16 protein-coding genes are annotated in these 16,290 nt (G+C 44.0%); 8 read left to right on the top strand and 8 right to left on the bottom strand.

The window, feature by feature from the left end:
- The first annotated feature begins 71 nt into the window (after positions 1-71).
- Positions 72-1,301, top strand: a complete 1,230-nt coding sequence (locus NST70_RS01190; protein WP_014096432.1) for an MFS transporter — start codon at positions 72-74, stop codon at positions 1,299-1,301.
- 1,255 nt (positions 1,302-2,556) lie between these two features.
- Here the strand turns inward: NST70_RS01190 and NST70_RS01185 are convergent.
- From NST70_RS01185 to NST70_RS01160, 6 genes are all read right to left on the bottom strand, one after another.
- Positions 2,557-3,552, bottom strand: coding sequence for an LLM class flavin-dependent oxidoreductase (locus NST70_RS01185; RefSeq protein ID WP_014096433.1), 996 nt, complete (start codon positions 3,550-3,552; stop codon positions 2,557-2,559).
- Positions 3,549-3,848, bottom strand: coding sequence for a YkvR family protein (locus NST70_RS01180; protein WP_026104497.1), 300 nt, complete (start codon positions 3,846-3,848; stop codon positions 3,549-3,551). The genes NST70_RS01185 and NST70_RS01180 overlap by 4 nt, the downstream gene beginning before the upstream one ends.
- Before the next feature lie 180 nt (positions 3,849-4,028).
- Positions 4,029-5,117, bottom strand: a complete 1,089-nt coding sequence (locus tag NST70_RS01175; RefSeq protein ID WP_014096435.1) for a metalloregulator ArsR/SmtB family transcription factor — start codon at positions 5,115-5,117, stop codon at positions 4,029-4,031.
- Positions 5,118-5,132: 15 nt separating this feature from the next.
- On the bottom strand, positions 5,133-5,357 hold the full coding sequence (locus tag NST70_RS01170; protein ID WP_046721642.1) for a hypothetical protein: 225 nt from the start codon (positions 5,355-5,357) through the stop codon (positions 5,133-5,135).
- Between the two features lie 60 nt (positions 5,358-5,417).
- Positions 5,418-6,320, bottom strand: a complete 903-nt coding sequence (locus NST70_RS01165) for an ATP-grasp domain-containing protein (RefSeq protein ID WP_014096436.1) — start codon at positions 6,318-6,320, stop codon at positions 5,418-5,420.
- Positions 6,321-6,346: 26 nt separating this feature from the next.
- A complete protein-coding gene (locus NST70_RS01160; protein WP_014096437.1) occupies positions 6,347-7,513 on the bottom strand; it encodes an MFS transporter in 1,167 nt (388 codons plus the stop codon).
- 586 nt (positions 7,514-8,099) lie between these two features.
- Here NST70_RS01160 and NST70_RS01155 point away from each other — a divergent pair.
- Together NST70_RS01155 and NST70_RS01150 are read left to right on the top strand one after the other, a co-directional pair.
- On the top strand, positions 8,100-8,888 hold the full coding sequence (locus NST70_RS01155) for a hypothetical protein (RefSeq protein ID WP_026683802.1): 789 nt from the start codon (positions 8,100-8,102) through the stop codon (positions 8,886-8,888).
- Between the two features lie 5 nt (positions 8,889-8,893).
- Positions 8,894-9,352, top strand: coding sequence for a hypothetical protein (locus tag NST70_RS01150; RefSeq protein ID WP_026104499.1), 459 nt, complete (start codon positions 8,894-8,896; stop codon positions 9,350-9,352).
- A 151-nt stretch (positions 9,353-9,503) separates the two neighbouring features.
- Here the strand turns inward: NST70_RS01150 and NST70_RS01145 are convergent, their stop codons facing one another.
- Entirely contained in the window at positions 9,504-10,115 is a 612-nt protein-coding gene (locus tag NST70_RS01145) for a helix-turn-helix domain-containing protein (RefSeq protein ID WP_326244451.1), read from the bottom strand.
- Positions 10,116-10,217: 102 nt separating this feature from the next.
- Here NST70_RS01145 and NST70_RS01140 point away from each other — a divergent pair, with 102 nt between their 5' ends.
- Complete coding sequence (locus tag NST70_RS01140) at positions 10,218-10,787, top strand: cysteine hydrolase (protein WP_342475529.1); 570 nt, start codon at positions 10,218-10,220, stop codon at positions 10,785-10,787.
- Positions 10,788-10,853: 66 nt separating this feature from the next.
- A complete protein-coding gene (locus NST70_RS01135) occupies positions 10,854-12,260 on the top strand; it encodes an MFS transporter (protein WP_017550289.1) in 1,407 nt (468 codons plus the stop codon).
- Between the two features lie 173 nt (positions 12,261-12,433).
- Here NST70_RS01135 and NST70_RS01130 read toward each other — a convergent pair whose 3' ends face one another.
- A complete protein-coding gene (locus NST70_RS01130; protein WP_061565119.1) occupies positions 12,434-14,188 on the bottom strand; it encodes a methyl-accepting chemotaxis protein in 1,755 nt (584 codons plus the stop codon).
- A 340-nt stretch (positions 14,189-14,528) separates the two neighbouring features.
- Between NST70_RS01130 and NST70_RS01125 the strand changes: the two genes are divergently transcribed.
- The 3 genes from NST70_RS01125 to NST70_RS01115 are packed head-to-tail and all read left to right on the top strand — an operon-like array spanning position 14,529 to position 16,255.
- The gene (locus tag NST70_RS01125; protein WP_046721647.1) at positions 14,529-14,852 is read left to right on the top strand and encodes a PadR family transcriptional regulator; all 324 of its coding nucleotides are present in this window, start codon (positions 14,529-14,531) and stop codon (positions 14,850-14,852) included.
- Positions 14,845-15,405, top strand: coding sequence for a DUF1700 domain-containing protein (locus NST70_RS01120; protein WP_276210794.1), 561 nt, complete (start codon positions 14,845-14,847; stop codon positions 15,403-15,405). The genes NST70_RS01125 and NST70_RS01120 overlap by 8 nt, the downstream gene beginning before the upstream one ends.
- Positions 15,398-16,255, top strand: coding sequence for a DUF4097 family beta strand repeat-containing protein (locus tag NST70_RS01115; protein ID WP_342475523.1), 858 nt, complete (start codon positions 15,398-15,400; stop codon positions 16,253-16,255). The genes NST70_RS01120 and NST70_RS01115 overlap by 8 nt, the downstream gene beginning before the upstream one ends.
- The last annotated feature ends 35 nt before the right edge of the window (positions 16,256-16,290 follow it).

Here is a 16,290-nt window from a genome sequence, read left to right as displayed (position 1 = left end):
AGGAGCCGTTGTCCAATGTGATGTAAGCCTCTTAAACAGCTATAAAAACTGAATAAAGGGGCTTGATCACAGTGAAGCAACGCTCATTCGGATGTCTGGTGTTTGGCCAGTGCCTGGCGAATGCAGGGGATGTGTTTTATATTGTCGCATTGATTTCCCTTGTCTATTCTGTCACGGGATCGACGCTGTTTGTGTCGCTTGTTCCATTCACCAACACGTTGACGATGTTTGTCAGCGGCTTGATTGCACCGATATTGTTGGACCGTTTTTCGCTCAAAAAGGTGCTGGTGTATTCGCAGTTGATCAAAACATTGCTCTTAATGGCATTAGCTGTTTACGCAATGGTTTTCATTCAGCCTGCTACAATTACCTTGCTGTTTCTGCTCGTTGGGCTGATTTCATTTTTTGACGGGTGGGCTTCACCTGCCAGGAGTTCCATGATCCCCCGGCTTGTTCCACGGGATCAGCTCGTAAAAGCAAACAGCCTTGTCTCTATTACAGACCAGTCCATCCAATTAGGGGGTTGGGCGCTTGGCGGGATCATCCTGTCCTCATTCGGTTCAACCGGGATGTTTTGGATCACCTTTAGTGTGTATATGCTTTCCACCTTGATGATGGGTTTCATTGTGGACAGGAAGCACGCAAACTGGCAGGAAAAACAGGGTAATGCTTTGAGGAAAGCAATGGTGGAAGGATGGCAGATCATTTTTAAAAACAGGGCGTTAAGAACGATTCACTTGCTGATGGTTTTTGAAACAGTTGCGAGTACGGCCTGGCTGTCTGCCGTCCTGTATGTTTTTATTCGGGAACGCTTGAAAACAGGGGTTGCGTGGTGGGGGTACTTAAACACGGCCTTTTTTATCGGCATGTTGCTGGCCGGCTTTGTCGGCTACAGGTCCGCCCTCATCAAAAACCGGCCGATCCTGACTGTGGTCACCGGTAGTGGGATGGTGTGCCTGACCACACTGTTTTTCGGTTTCAATACCGTTCCATGGGTAGCATTGCTGCTCATTGCGGCCAACGGGATATTCGACCAGCTTAAAGGTATCTCTTTACAAGTGATCTTGCAAACTACTGCAGACGACCGGATGCTGCCGAAAATCTATTCCACCCAAAATGCTTTGGTCACACTCGTTTTCGGGCTTTCTACCGTGGCGGCCGGGGCAGTCTCAGACCGGTTCAACATTATTTTTACATTCATCGGTGCATCCGTGCTTTTGATGATTTCTTTTGTTATTCTTTTAAAAAAGAAAAATACTTTAATCACGGAACAGCATGAAACCACCTCAGATGTACAGTAAAATAGAAACCTGCTCTCACTTCGAGCAGGTTTTTGCCAATTCGGGTGATAAAGCGGGAAGGCGGGAAGATTGGATCAGGAGGAGATCTGGTTGAAAAAATTTGCGGTTATTGAAGTGGTATTTGGATTGCTAGGTGTTCAAGTATTAAAACCATTTGCATCAATCCCACTTGATCACACTCCTAACCAGTTGTCTTAGGATTTCCAAACTCATTGGAAAACATTGACTTGGTGACGGGAATAACCTGGCCGATTCCTTTCTTTGCATGCGTTGTTCTGTTCATACTTGGGTTAACAACGCTGGGGATATTAGACCCTTTTCACCTCTCCCAATTCCGATTTTGTCATGAAATGGATGGATCTACGAGAAAAGGCACTGCCTCTGTTTCTAAAGACGGGTTATAGTTGTAGTGTATTTTTTATTAAACAATGCTTCTTTGGATCCATTTATTTTTTCGGCTATAATACTACTAAAAATAAATGATGAAACAAGATATTTCGTTATTTTCATGAGAATATCCCCAATAATAGTAAACATCTGTGCCTTTCACGTAATGTACTTTGACTTTCTCTTGACTTGGTTTATCCCATACTTCCTTTACATGCTTAGAACTTTTCCCGAATATTAAATTACCTTGAAGCACGAGAGCGTTTAATTGACAATCCGCTGGTTAGATAGAACTGTCTCGATAAAACCTCTAATTAGGGCTTGCTGAATTGAATAAGCAAAATTTCTAGATTTGGCAAGGATGCTGGCAGCTTTGGCAAGAATTAATGCAAGGGTTTTATAAAAAATGAAGGGAAAAGCTTACACTTTGAAACGCGCCCTATGTGAAGAAAGGACGTCGTTTTTTCGTGCTTCCTTAACATAGACGCGCTCTATGTAAAGAAAGGACGTCTTTTTTTCACGCTTTCTTAACGTAGACGCACTCTATGTAAAGAAAGGACGTCTTTTTTCCACACTTCCTTAACATAGACAGCCTCTATGTAAAGGAACAATGTCATTTTTCCGCGCTTCCTTAACATAGGGCTTACTGAATAACCAAAATCCCCAGATTTTTACAGTATGCTGACAGCTTTGGCAAAAAGTTCTAGAGCTTGCTGATAAATTGGGTGAAAACTAAAATCGGATTCGTTCAGCAAGCCTTCATTAGACATTTGGCGAGTTAGGGGAGCATATAGATAAAAGCCCACATCTTCCATCAATTAGGAAAAGTGGGCTTTTATTGCCGCTAAAGGCCATTCAGTACTTTGCTTCACCCCAGCACTTCTTCCGCAATAAGCCTGTAAGAATGGATCCGGTCCTGGGGAGAATGGGCAATCGTCAAAATCATGATTTCATCCGTTCCGTATTTTTCCTGTAACCTGGTGAATGCCGCGTGTACTTGTCGCGGATTCCCGATTACCATGTTTTGCTTCATTTTTGCCAATTTCTCTTTGTCTTTTCCGGTTAATGGATAAGATTTTGCTTCTTCAATAGACGGCACGGATGCTTGTCCCCCTTTTTCCGCCTGCAGCTGCCATATCAGGGAACTCCATGCCACTTCTTCCGCTTTCTCAGCTGTTTCGGCACATACTGCGGAAACGGTTAACAAAGTTTGTGGCACATCCCCCGGCTTACGGGGCGTAAAAGCCTGCTCATATTGCTTTAAAATTGCCGTGCCATCCTGTTCGCTCATGAACTGGCCAAACGCATACGACATGCCGTACCGGGCAGCCAACACGGCACTTTTGCCACTTGTGCCAAGCAGCCAGGCACGCGGCGGATCGGCCGGGACAGGGGCAGCCTTGACGCGGGAAAAAATATTGTCTTCCGGAAAATCGTGATGGAGAAAATGAAGCAATTCTTCCACCAGTTCCGGCATCTTGTACACTTTTTGCAAAAATTGATCGGATAATGCGCTGGTTGCTTCGGCAGAACCACCCGGCGCCCGGCCAATGCCGAGGTCAATGCGGCCTGGAAACAATACGGAGAGCAAATTGAACACTTCCGCGACTTTGTACGGTTTATAATGCGGCAAAAGCACGGCCCCGGAGCCGATCCGGATTGTGCTCGTATGCGCGCCGATAAATCCAAGCATCACTTCGGGCGCACTGCTGGCAAGACCCGGCAAATCATGATGTTCCGCAATCCAGTACCGCGTGTATCCGAATGACTCTCCTGCACGGGCCAGTTCCATCGCGTTGTTCAGGGCGTCTTTCGCTGTTTGACCGGAAGAAATAGGCGCCTGGTCTAAAATACTGAGTTTCACGCTTTGTTCTCTCCTTCTTTCACTTCCAGCAATGCTAAATGGTAGTCGCCGACCTGGCCTTTTTCATATAGATTCGTAATGGAAGTAGAATATTCCCGGATCGCACCCCTGAAAGCAAGCCCCTTTTCAGGCACTTCCACATCAAATTTTCCCTGATACAGCAAGGTGGCAATATCATGATAATCATCGCTTGTGACCTTGAAGTCAACCACGATCTGCTTCAGCCCCTGTACGTCCTCTTCCCGATAACGTTCCACATCAATCTTCCGTTTGTTTAATACGATATAGGATACCAAAACAACACCTGCTTTCACCTTTTGTCTCCTTTTAGTCTACATGCACGGCTGCACCAAGTACAGGAGAGAGGCTTGCCCGTGCGGCCGGTGTTTCTCGAGGGACGTGCCCAGACTAAAGCAACCCGTTGCGCTTGAAATGCACCTTAGCTGCTTTCTAAAACAAACCGGCCGAATCAAGCATCAATCGAAAGCCTTTAAAAATTGCTCCCCTTCTAGTTGTTTTGCCCAGCGCCTGAACTCGCTATGATTGATAAAGTAAATATTATGGCTTTTTTGCTTGGTTTCCGTGATGAGCTTGCAACTTTTCAAAATGTTCAGGTGCCTGGAGATCGTGGCAGGGTTCAGGTCTAATTTTTCGGCCATCTCCTGGGCTTTGATTCCTTCCTTTCTTGCAATCAAAGACAAAATCCGTATACGCATCGGCTCTGATAACGCTTTGCCAAAAAAGGAGATTTCATCCAATGTGGCCGGCGTGTCATTGATCTCAAAAGGGGAAGGAGCGGGCAATGGCTGGTCCACATATGCTGTAAGATCATAAACGAGATTTAATTCGCCCCATCCCCAAATCAGGATGAACTTTGGTGAAACAAAGTAAGAAGGAAAAAAGCGAACCACTTCGGTTTGCTTATTCTCAGGAAATTGTTCAGGAATCGTTTTTCCCTTCAGCAGCCTTCTCAAAACCTCATTTAGCCCTTTCGTATTCAGGTCCCTTGCCAGTTTGTCATTCGCTTGCTCCCAAAAAGACGCCACATGCCTTGCTATTTTAAAAAAATATTCCTCATAGTATGCAGACCATAAATCGACCAACTCTTGATGCCAAACAGGCCAATTTTCCGCAAAAGCCAACTGTTCCTGGTGCACGAATCCGCCCTTTTTTTCAATTCTTTGCTTTATTTCATTTGACGGTTCGGGCGAGTTTTCAAAAATGGTTTCAATTTCCTCCACCTCCAGATACCGGCCCAATAAGTAATAAAGAAAACGGGGACGATCCATCTGTTGAACCCAATGGATAAAATCCTGAATAGAATGGGGCTGGCTTAGCCCAATCACAAGCTCAGCAAGCTGGGCCCCCATCTCAAAACCGCCGTAGTACCTTTTGAGTAATCCTTGATTTTCCGTATAAAAATTTTGCAAGTTTATATCTTCCCATTCCAACCGCCCTTGCATGAGATAGCATTTTCTTAAAGATGCCATCATTTCAAAGACAGGAGAGGTTAAAAACTCCAATTTAATTTGAAATTCATTTGAATCAGGGGTTAATACTGCCATATGACCACAACTTTCTTATATTTTATCTATTTTCCATACAATACGAGAATAAAAATCATCGATGGCTTTAGCGACAAGTGCTTTGGAATCGGATGAAGCAATGATGTACCCGCCTCTTGTAAACGAGTCACGGCTTCCGGGGATGTGCTCCCCTACTTGATAAGCAATTTTCCATTCCACAACAGGCTCCGGGACAGAGGACCTCAGCTCCAAAGCACTCAATCGCCCTTCTTCAAGCATAAAAACTTCACTTGTGAAAATTTTGTATGCTGTGGCTGCATATCAAGATTGTGTTTCCCTTCAAAGCTTAATATGCCAAGTTCGTATTGGTTGAGACCGCTGGACAGAAAGTGCAGAAACGGAATAAAGTCCCCGCCCCGGTCTCGTATGTGCTTCAATTACAACCGGGCGTTTGTTGACAACATCCCATTTTACTTCAACATGCCCGGGACCGTATTGAACGCCCAGAACAGTCAGTGCTTTTTTGACGATCTTTTCTATTTGCTGTTTTTGCTCAGTTTCCAGGAGCGCAGGCACAATATGCCCGGTTTCGATAAAATTTGGCATACCACTCGTTTCCTTTTCCGTAATGCCAAGTACCGTATGCGTCCCTTCAGATGAAACTGTTTCTACGCTAAACTCCGGGCCTTCAATAAAAGGTTCCAAAATCCACTCAAGTTTACTTTGGGCATGAGTCCGCAGCCATTTTTCCCAATCCGATTGGTTTTTTATATAAGCAACATTTTGACTGCCAAATCCGTCATTGGGCTTGATGATCATCGGCAACAGACCGGAAATTTTTTCGGGGAGTCTGTCTGCCTTTCCGCAAAAAGTTTGCAGTTTCAAATCATCATGAGATGCAAAAGCATTTCTCATCAGATTTTTGTTTCTTGTCCGCCTTACTGTTTCAAACGGATTGGTTTTTAAATTGTATCGCTCACTCAAGTAAGCTGCTGTTTCAAGTCCCAGTTCCGTAAAACTAAGGATGAGTTTAATATCTTCATACTGGGAAAAAATTTTTTCGACCACTTTATGCGCGGCATCGGTATCCCAAATATCCGCAAAATAGATGGCCTCCGCTAATGCAGTTACTTTTTCAGAAATGCTTTTCTTTGGACGCTCAATTACGATAACATGATACCCGCATGCGTGAGCAGCTGAAATTCCCTCCTCACTCGCGCCCAATAAGATGAGCCGCTTCAATGTTTCCAACCCCCCATCGCAATTTCTTAATTTTCACCTTTTCTCATGGACAGTGATCGCAAAATCAAACTTAAACCGATTATCACAGTCATGACAGTCAACAGCAAGTATAATCTCCCCGGAAAGAATTTCAACAAACTTAACCCTGCATAACTTCCAAAGGACTCCCATAGCCCCCATACAACGCCGGCAATGCCAAAGGCCCATGAAGAGCTCAAATTCCCATGTTTTTGTAAAACCTCTGTATCTATCAATGGTGTCCAAATGATTTCACTCAGGCTGAACAAGAACATAGATAAAAAGATAGAAAACACTGTTCGGTCAATCCAAAGAAGAAAGAAGGAGCTACCAAACAACAAAAAAGACAACGCATACCATTGTTCCTTTTTCAGCTTTGGCTGAACGGAAGGAAAGATTCCTTGGAAGGCAATAACCGTTACAGCATTCAGTGTGAAGACAAGCCCCGTTGTCTTGCCGCTGATTTCACCCGATACATATACAGGCAGAGTGGAAAACATTTGAATATAAAAGAACCAGAGTAAGCCTGATCCGAATAAAAAACGGAAAAACGGACTTTTCAGCAAATGATATCTCTCTAAATACAGGTATTTAAATAGATTTAAACGATTCTCTTCTTTTTCCATGGGTGGTTCAGGAAGTAGACAGGCCACTCCTCCCGCTATAAAGTAACTGCCAGCGGCTAAAAACATTAGCCACAATGATTTTAAATCCAAGATCCAGCCGCCTGCCAAAGGCCCAATCGAAGCTCCGAGGTTTACGGCTATATTTAATAACGCAAATGCGCGCAGGCGCTTATGCTCATTCATAAACGATATTTGCGTTTTCAAGGCGACATTGTATAAAGAGATGGTAGTACCGAGCAATGCGGACAGGGCAATGAATAACGGAAAATATGGAACGATGGGAATAAGCATCAGTATACCACCGCTGGACCATAATCCAAGGATGAGGCTTAAACGCACCCCCAGCCGGTCGATCAACCCGCCAACGAATGCACCCCCGGCTTTTGAAAACAAAGTCAGACTGGCAACAATGATACTGGCTTTGGACAAATCCAAGGACTTGGTTTCGGTTAGCCATAGTGCCAAAAGCGGGGTAAAGATATAGAACCCCAGGGAATTGAAAAATCTTACTAAAAAGGACATCCATCCTTCGTTCACTTTTCTAAACATATAAGGCGCTCCTCTTAAAACTTGCATAAACATCTTTTATGATGCGGGCTGCTTGTTCAACTTGCTCCTCCGATATGTTTCGGTGAACCACAATCCGTACAATGTCGGGTAACCAGGGAAATAATGGGAGCCCTTTTTTCTTACCCAATTCTATTAAATTGTATAATGAAACCCCTCTATCATTTGCACCGGAGGACATACGCTTTTTTTCCGGCAATAAGAGGGCTTCTGTTTCAATGCGCCTCATCCATTTCCGCCGGTTTTCTAAGGGCATAGTCATAACATGTCATCTCCTTTATTTTTACTATTGCGCAATTGTACAATTACGCAATCAATTATATAAAGCGGGAAACAACACGTCAACCATAAAACGTACAAAAACCGTTAAATTACTGTCAATGAAGCGCGGCCGCTTTTGGGGTTTCCCTTTTTACCAGTAAAGAACGGCAACCATTTCATTATGGGGATGCCGTTATGTTAAGAATCAAATCCGTTTCATCCCATTACCCCGGTCAGAATACCGCGCGTATAAATGTCCTCCGTATTCGGCAAGCTAACTTAAATGGGCTTTTTAAAGGTGGATAAGATGGACAATTATCGTAACGATAATACAGCCAGGCGATATAAAGCACATGTTAGTATTTTAGGGACTACGCAATTGCATTTAAGAAATCCTTATATCATTGCATGGTGGTCCGCAGCGTTTCCCGGATTCGGGCATTTGCTGTTATCCAAATATATCAGGGGATATGCTTTATTTATCTGGGAAGTTGTCGTTAATTTGAAAGCAAATGTGAACCTTTCCATGATTTACTCGTTTCAAGGAAATATTGACATGGCAAAAGCCGTACTGGACACAAGATGGCTTCTCATGTATATTCCTGTTTACCTTTTTGGCATTTGGGACAGTTATCGCACAACCGTGGATATGAATAAGATTTATCTGTTAGCAGAACGGGAGGAACACCGTTTTAATTCTTTTTCATTGGGCGCATTGGAGATTAACTACCTGGATAAGCGCAACCCCCTACTTTCCGTTATGTGGTCATTATTTGTCCCGGGATTGGGGCAGCTCTATATACACAGAGTTTTAACAGCAATTTTTGTCATCGTATGGCTGGTGGTGTTTTATTACCAGTCCCATTTCCAGGAAGCGGTTATACTTTTATTTTGGGGCAAAATAAAAGAAGCAACTTCGGTTATAAACCCGGAATGGCTTCTTTTCATCCCTTCACACTTTGGGTTTGCCGCTTATGATTCGTATATGAATACAGTCGAAAACAACAAACTTTTCGATAAAGAATTACGACAATATTTAACCCGGCATTACCAGCCGGACGGTTTCCGGATACGAAAAGAACAAAAAGTGAAGTGATTGGTTTGCAGCTTTTTTCTACATTCGAAAGTAACGGATTTTTGGAAATGGCCATTTCAACACTGGAAAAGAAAGGGATTCCGAAAGAAAATATATTTGCGGTCCCGCTGGATAACCGAAAAGAAGAACGGAAAATTTTTGATACGCTCCACCGCTCGGACGGTACAAGCCTAATTGATATCGGCATGGGGATCGCCACTGCATTTTCTGTAATCGGCGCAAGCATCGGCTTTAAACTCGCCTGGGGGCCCATTTACTGGGGGCTGATTAGTGCATTTGCCGGGTTTATTGTGGGTTTTGCCATCCGGCTTGTAATGGAGCTGTTCATAAAGAAAAAGAAGCGTGTTTTAAAAGGGAAACACGCTGAAATCATTTTAATTGTTGAATGTGATTTGTCACAAGCAGAATCGGTTGAAAATATACTTTGGAGCCATTTTGCATTAGGGGTAGCAAAATTAAAATAATGGGTTTTGTAAGTACAAACAGGCCATCCTCATTGCCAAGGGGATGGCCTCTCTTTACATCGTGAAAAACATTCCACAGTGTTTCCCCTTCCCCTTACCATTCTCTCAACATACAGTGTACATGCATGGCGAGTGGCCATAAATTTATCCGTCATGAAACAAATGTGATATAGAGCAGTTCCAATATTTCCTCGGGGGAATATCCGCGCACTTCCCGTTGATACAAGTAGGCATCACTTTTTAATGCCTCGAGCAGCATGTCCGCTTTGAAGACATTGTTTCGAACGGCTTCTTTTTCATTATTCATCTCATGATACAGTTCTACCAGCAACCGGTGCAATTCATCATATAAAGGGCTGCGTGTTCCTGCCTTTTTTCGATTTGTTGTACCGGCGTCCTCCACACCTTTAAGCAATTGCATTTTGCTTTCCCTGAAACGGAGAAATATACGGAGAGCGCCGTTTAATCGCTGTTCCGGCGGCTCTTTCCGATTGTGTTCCAAATATGTATGAATGTCTTTGAAACACGAAACCACATTGTCTTTTATCAAATCCAGACATAATTCTCCTTTGTTTCGATAACGGCGGTACAGCGTTCCCGGCCCAATCCCGGCTTCTGTGGCAATTTGATTCATGCTGACTTGTTCAACCCCGAACTGCTCAAACAGCCGGATTGCCGTAGCCAATATACGTTGGCGATTCTCAGCTGCATCACGCCGTTCCGCCCGTGCGGAGCCTGGTTTTTCATCCTTCAACTTTATCACTCCCGGAAAAAATCGTTGACAAACGGAGACATCTCCGTTTAATATGAACTGGAGAGCTCTCCACTTCTTAATATTAACCAAATGAACAGGAGTTGACAATTCATGCAAAATCAATCCAGTAAAGCTGCATTGTTGGTCTTGGATATGCAAAACGGCATGGTATCCCGTTTTGCCGGAAATGAAGCAATGCTGCGCCCGAATCAAAAAGCAATCGAAAGCGCCCGTGCACATCATATCCCGGTTATTTTCGTCCGTCTTGGATTTAGTAAAGGTTACCCTGAAATCAACCAAGGCCATCCAACTTATGCCCGGGTTGCCGGATACGGCGACATGACCATTTTCGATGAAGCGACACAGATCCACCCATCCGTTCAACCTTTAGAAAATGAACCGGTTGTTACAAAATACCGGATAAGCGCCTTTTCCGGCAGCAATCTCGAAATGATCTTGAAAGCCCAGGAAATTGACACACTCATTCTTAGCGGCATTACCACAAGCGGTGTCGTTTTATCGACATTGCGGGAGGCCGCTGATAAAGATTATTCCTTAATCGTACTCCGGGATGCCTGCCATGATGGCAATCCCGACATTCACCACATGCTGATGGAAAAATTATTCCCTGTCCAGGCAAAAGTAATGACGGTCAGTACCTGGGCCGGCACTTTGGATTAAAAAAAGGGCCTGTTTTGAAATCAGCAGAACAGGCCCTGCCAACCAAGTCGAAGGAAGGAATGAAACTTGTTCCACACTGGTAAAAAGAAAAACAAAGCTGCAATTGAAAATCACTTTAATCAAAAACTGATATTGCCAATGATTTTGGGTTCCATTCTCAACCCCATCAACTCTTCTATTATGTCAGTGGCGCTAATTCCAATCGGACAGGCATTTCATGTTCCGCCTTCAGAAACCGCATGGCTTGTTGCCGCTTTATATCTTGCTACTGCCATTGGGCAGCCGGTAGTTGGGAAGCTGATTGATCTGTTCGGACCCCGTTCCCTTTTTTTAACAGCGACTTCATTGGTCGGAATTTCAAGTTTCATTGCCATTTTTGCCCCGGGTTTCTGGTGGCTTGTTGCAGCAAGAATTTTGCTCGGATTGGGTACGTGCGCCGGGTATCCCGCATCTATGTACCTGATTCGCAGTGAAGCTGAACGAACAGGCGAAGCAAGCCCGGGAAGCATCCTGGCGACGCTCGGAATAGCAAGCCAAACGATTGCCGTGATCGGGCCTGCCCTAGGCGGTATACTCATCGGTGCCGGGGGTTGGAAAAGCATTTTTATCGTCAATATTCCATTATCGCTTGCTTGCATTTTATTGGGATACTTCCGATTTCCTAAAGCCCCGCCAGAAGCGATGAAAGGGAAAAAGCTTCTTGCCATTGATTTTACGGGCATTGCCTTATTTGGCATCACATTAACTTCCCTTTTGCTGTTTCTCATGCATCCAAGCTTGTCGAAGATTGCTTTTTTGATAGTAGCAGGGATTGCAGGGGCCATTTTTGCTGCGGCCGAGTTAAAAATAAAAAATCCTTTTATCGATATTCGGGTATTCAGCGGGAATATCCCTCTGGTTCTCACTTATGCAAGAGGGTTGCTTTCAGGTCTGGTTGCTTATTCCTTCATTTATGGGTTTCCACAATGGCTGGAAGACGGAAGGGGTTTATCCGCATCTAGCGGCGGGCTGCTGATGTTGCCGATGTCTTTAACCGCCATTGCCGTAACCCGAGTGACCGGGAAAAGCCCCGCCATCCGTTTAAAATTAATAGCTGGCAGTATTGTTCAGTTTATCGCCGTCTCATTGCTGCTTTTTACTCATCATACAACGAGTGTTGTTTTGATCGCCTTTATTGTCCTTCTGCTGGGGATTCCACAGGGTCTTTTGAATCTGGGCAACCAGAATGCCGTCTATTATCAGGCGAATCCAAAACAAATCGGGGCTTCAGCCGGCTTGCTCCGAACATTTATGTACTTGGGCGCCATTCTTGCTTCGGCGGCAAACGGGCTGTTTTTAAAATCCGGGGCAAATACGCCGGGAATTCATCATATCGGCTTATTTTGTGGCGGCGTCACCTTGCTCCTCATCCTGATTACCGTGCTGGATCATTCGTTAAGCATCGTAAACGATAAAGCCGGAGTGAAAAGGTAAAGTTAAAAATGCCCGGTTTAATCAAACGTTTGATTAAACCGGGCAAATGCCGTTTCTTTCTGGCCATGTGCAGCGGGATATGTAGAATCCTTCCGCGTGAACTTTTGGCCGGATGTTGTCTGCTTTCCTTCGCTTAAATGCCTATGCCGCTTGCTATTTAAAAACCAGTTCACTTATAACTTAAATTTTGAAACAAGGGAATGAAGATGCTCCGCAATTTCCACCAGTTTATGCGCGCTTTCAGCCACTTCCTCCATAGAACTTCCAATTTGCTCGGTTGCTGCTGACGTTTCCTCAACACCTGCTGCTGATTGTTCAGTAATCGCTACGATTTCTTGTATAGAACCATTCATTTTTTCGGTTGTGCCGGAAATTCCTGACAAATTGGCAGCCACTTTTCGAATATGGGCAACCATGTCTGAAATCCGCTCATTGATCTGCGTAAAGGTTTCCTTTGTTACGCGAACGGTTTCTGTGCCTTGCTGTACTTCCTCATAGCTTTCATGCAAAGAATCCGTTACTTCTTTCACATCTTTTTGGGTTCCTGCAACAATCCCGCTGATTTCACTAATGGAACTTGCAACTTGTTCAGCCAGCTTCCGGACTTCTTCTGCGACAACGGCAAATCCTCTTCCGCTTTCTCCTGCCCGCGCCGCTTCAATTGCTGCGTTTAAAGCAAGTAAATTTGTTTGATCGGAAATCTCCTTAATGACCGTCACCAGTTTAGAAATTTTTTCCGAATGCTCATTCAAAGACTGAAGCTTCCCGGTAACTGATTGGATGACCTGATCAATTTTTTCCATTTGGCCCGAAGAGCGGTCCATTAGTTCATTCCCTTTATGCGCCAATGTCATAATTTCATTTGTAGATTGATGAACCTCATCCGCCTGTGCATTCGCCTCCTGCACATTGGATGTGAACTGCTTCATATTTTCAGACAGCTTTCCGGATTGATCTGCCTGTTCTTCAGCTCCGGATGCCAGTTCTTCCATCGTTGCGGTGATTTGCTGCGACCCTGTTTTTACTTCATTAGCCGCTTGCGCAAGCTCCTCGCTGGAATTTGACAACAGCCCTGAAGAATCTGCAATCTCATGGATCAGGCCCTTCAGTTCATCCTGCATATGGTTAATGCCGTCCGACAGCTTGCGGATCTCATCTTTCGTCTTGACCTTGATGTGCCCGGCCGTTAAATCATGGCCCGAAATTTTTCTGATATGATCCATTACCATTCCAAGCGGGGCTGCAATACTTCTCGTGAACAGCCATATGATGAACAGCCCGACGAGAAGTGTGATGCCCATAACGATTAAAAGTGAGTGAAGGATTTGTTCGGCCGGCTGGTTAAAATCTGACATATAGGCGCCTGCACAAACCGTCCATCCCCAGTAAGGATCCTTTTTTGCATACACCACTTTTTTGCCGACTTTGTGTTGATCATTCGGGTAACTGTATGAGAAATAGGTAAATCCGCCTGTTTTCCCGGCTCCAAGGACTTTATTGGCATAATGATTCCCGTCAGCATCTTTTTCATTTGAAATATTTTTTCCTTCTATAAAAGGATGCGCCACTTCAGTTCCTGTATCATCCAAAATAAACATGTATCCGTTTTTTCCCAAATCAATGCTTTTATTAACCGGACGTGTGCCATCCTTTTTCTTTTCACCGAGAATGGCAATTTTTACTTTTTCTTGTGCGTCACTTAAAGAAATTTTCCCACTTTTCACTTCCTCATCCAGTACAGCTATCAACCGGATTGTTTCATTGACATTATTTTTTAGATTGGTTTTTCCCAGTTCATTTAAACTGGCGGCACTGCGGTTATAGCTTAAGAAACCTAAAATAAGCATTGGCACCACCAAAAGAACAATGGAAATGGCCATAAGCTTTTGCCGGATGGAGTGAAAGTCTTTCAATTTGGCGATCTTCATTTTGCTATCCCTCTTTTTTCAGAATCATTCTTAGACCTCGCGTTTGGTCAAGAATATTCGGTTTTCTACCCTGTTTTATCGGATAAAGTTTGAAATCCTTTACTTTTATAATTTTCTGACCAGCGTTCCAACCTCGTCCTAGTGGATGTTTTCCAAAAATGGGTTTTTACACTGCCGCTTTCTTCCCCGGCACCAACTGCCAAAATTTTTTCCGGATTTTTGAAAAAAATGATTCCGGTACCTTGCAATAATTAATACTGTGTGTTATTCTCTTGTTAAAGGCAGTACTGAATATAAAACAGTACTGGCCGGTGTGCAACGGGAAGGATGTGAAGAAAGTTTGAATGTCCAGTTTAAAAAGGGGGTTTTGGACCTCTGTGTGCTCGTTTTATTAGATAAACAGGACCGCTACGGATATGAACTTGTCCAAAAAATTTCGGAGCAGATTGACATTTCCGAAGGCTCTATCTACCCCCTGCTGAGGCGGTTAACAAAAGAAGGTTACTCCACAACGTATTTAAAGGAATCTACGGAGGGGCCGCCACGCAAATATTACAAACTGACAGACAGCGGGAGGACTTTTCTCCACGAACTGCTCCTGGAATGGAAGGCATTCTCTGATGGGGTGAATCAACTGATAAAAGAAGGTGTGAATCATGAATAAAAAACAATTTTTATCCAAATTGGAATCTTCGTTGAAAAGCCTTCCTGCCCATGAACGCCAGGATATTTTGCAGGATTTTGAGGAACACTTCGCCATTGGCTTGCAGGAAGGAAAAACAGAAGAACAAATGTCAGCTTCCCTTGGTTCCCCGCACCAGATTGCAAAAGACATGGTTGCGGCCTACCACCTGGAAAGAGTGGAGACAAAGGCAACGTTCGGAAATATTTTGCGCGCAGTATGGGCCACGATTGGATTGGGATTTTTCAACTTGGCCATTGTACTGGGGCCATTTATTGCGTTGGCCGGCATTATTTTTTCCGGCTGGATTACAGGAATTGTGTTTTTGGCTTCTCCTTTCCTGTTTCTCATAAACATCCTCCTGTATCCGGAAACATTCACGCTTTTTTACTTATTTGTTTCCATTGCCACTTGCGGGATCGGGTTTTTTGTCGTCATCGGGATGTATTTTGCGACCCGTACATTAATGCAAGGCTTTATCCGCTATTTAAGATGGAATGTAAATCTGATCAAAGGGGGGCTGAAAAATGGATAAAATAAAGAAAATGTCACTTGTGGCGTTGGTACTGTTACTTGTAGGGATTGTTGGAAGCCTCCTTACATTTAGGCCCGTCTTCCGGCAAGAAGCCAAGTTGGAAGAAAAAGTCGTCCACGAAAAGTTCAGCCGGATTCAGATCGCAACCGATAATACCGCAATTGAGATTTTACCAGCGACTGGTTCGGCAGCAAAAATCACAGTATCAGGCAGGGCCGAAAAAGGTTCTGCATATCACTTGTCTACGGATGTTAAGAACGCTGTGCTCTCCATCAATGTAAAATATAAACAACGAAATTTCGTCAACTTCTTCCCTTCATCCTCGTCTTTAAAAGTGTATGTGCCGAAAAAATGGTATGAATCATTGCAAATTAATAGTAACGACGGGCGCGTCCGGGCGGGGGATTTTCGGGCAAGAGAGATGCACATCCATGTAAGGGATGGAAAAATTGAACAGAACCGTATCAACGCGGATACGATTACGACAGAGGCAAGTGACGGATCAAGCACCTTTGAAAATGTGAAAGCCTCCCTAGTCAAAGTAAAATCGGATGACGGAAAAATAGTTTTAAAGCATTTGGATAGCCGGGTTTCGGGTAAAACCACTGACGGAAGTATCCTTTTTATCACTCGTCACTTGAATCATCCGGTAGAACTGCGAGCAATTGACGGCAATATCAAAATACAAACGGAGAAAAAACCGGATAATGCTACAATCAGTGCAAGTACAGTAGATGGAAAAGTTAACGTTTTTGGCAGCTCTAACAGAAATATGACGTTCGGCAGGGGAAAATCTATGATCCAGCTTTTCACTGCAGATGGAAGTGTCACTGTGGAAAAAACAAAGTGAATTTCTAAAAACGGCGGGACGTTCGTAATGTCCCG

The organism is Weizmannia sp. FSL K6-0777, assembly GCF_038593185.1.
Taxonomy (GTDB): Bacteria; Bacillota; Bacilli; order Bacillales; family Bacillaceae_C; genus Weizmannia; species Weizmannia faecalis.
Note: the sequence above shows the minus strand (reverse complement) of the source record. Positions and strands in the feature narration are given on the sequence as shown.

Coding starts and splice junctions, on each gene's coding strand:
- NST70_RS01175 (WP_014096435.1), bottom strand. CDS start 5,117: ATGGCAGTATTAACCCCTGATTCAAATGAATTTCAAATTAAATTGGAG.
- NST70_RS01170 (WP_046721642.1), bottom strand. CDS start 5,357: ATGCTTGAAGAAGGGCGATTGAGTGCTTTGGAGCTGAGGTCCTCTGTC.
- NST70_RS01160 (WP_014096437.1), bottom strand. CDS start 7,513: ATGTTTAGAAAAGTGAACGAAGGATGGATGTCCTTTTTAGTAAGATTT.
- NST70_RS01155 (WP_026683802.1), top strand. CDS start 8,100: ATGGACAATTATCGTAACGATAATACAGCCAGGCGATATAAAGCACAT.
- NST70_RS01140 (WP_342475529.1), top strand. CDS start 10,218: ATGCAAAATCAATCCAGTAAAGCTGCATTGTTGGTCTTGGATATGCAA.
- NST70_RS01130 (WP_061565119.1), bottom strand. CDS start 14,188: ATGAAGATCGCCAAATTGAAAGACTTTCACTCCATCCGGCAAAAGCTT.
- NST70_RS01120 (WP_276210794.1), top strand. CDS start 14,845: ATGAATAAAAAACAATTTTTATCCAAATTGGAATCTTCGTTGAAAAGC.
- NST70_RS01115 (WP_342475523.1), top strand. CDS start 15,398: ATGGATAAAATAAAGAAAATGTCACTTGTGGCGTTGGTACTGTTACTT.